Source organism: Sinorhizobium sp. P24N7 (assembly GCF_042436655.1).
GTDB classification, from domain to species: domain Bacteria; phylum Pseudomonadota; class Alphaproteobacteria; order Rhizobiales; family Rhizobiaceae; genus Sinorhizobium; species Sinorhizobium meliloti_A.
In genome coordinates, this window is record NZ_JBHMIW010000072.1 from 1 (window position 1) to 761 (window position 761).

The window sequence follows — 761 nt, forward strand, 5'->3', positions numbered from 1 at the left end:
GTGGGCCCGTAGGCCTTCCGCACGCTCCTGAGGGATAGTGCCTCGGCTGCCGGCCGGCTCTGAGCATTCATCGGCCGGCCCGGTGGGTGGCCGAGGCGAGGGTAGCGGCGATTGACATGGGCGATATTGTTCCCTATTTTTTGTAGCGCTACAATTCCTCTAAAGGCGGTGCTAGTCAAGAATTGTTTTTCCTATTTTGCTGGGATTCGAGGTAAGGCGTCATCCCGGGTGCATGAGGCCTGGAAAAGGGTAAAGCCTGGCAATGTCAAAGACACAGGAGGAGAAGACGCCGGTCACGATGCAGTCGGTCGCGGCCGCGGCGGGCGTATCGCCGATGACTGTCTCTAACACTTTTCGCTATCCCGCGCGCGTGCAGGAGGAGACGCGCCGCAAGGTGCTGCCGGTAGCCGCCGATCTGGGCTACATTCCCACTCATGCGGCGGGACACCTGGCCTCCGGGCAGAGCCGGGTCATCGGCGCGGTCATTCCCTCGATCAAGAATTCCAGCTTCTACAAATAGGTGCGCGGCATGCAGGATGCGGTGGCCGAGCTCGGCTACGAACTGATCCTGAAGCTGGCTGAGACCCAGCAACAGGAAGCGGCCGCGATCCAGACATTTCTCGGCCTGCGCGTCGCGGGCATCTCACTGGTCGGCGACGAGCATGAGAAGGAGACGATCGATTTCTTGCGGAAGACCGGCATGCCGGTGGTGGAATCGTGGGTTATCCACGAGCCGTTCGACATGGCCGTCGGCTACTCAG

1 protein-coding gene and 1 pseudogene are annotated in these 761 nt (G+C 61.1%); both read left to right on the plus strand.

Annotation, left to right across the window (positions count from 1 at the left end; all coding sequences use genetic code 11):
* The first annotated feature begins 262 nt into the window (after window positions 1–262).
* Complete coding sequence (locus ACFHWW_RS33945) at window positions 263–520, plus strand: LacI family DNA-binding transcriptional regulator (RefSeq protein ID WP_379943752.1); 258 nt, start codon at window positions 263–265, stop codon at window positions 518–520.
* Between the two features lie 9 nt (window positions 521–529).
* Window positions 530–761, plus strand: a pseudogene (locus ACFHWW_RS33950) (LacI family transcriptional regulator); the annotation flags it as partial.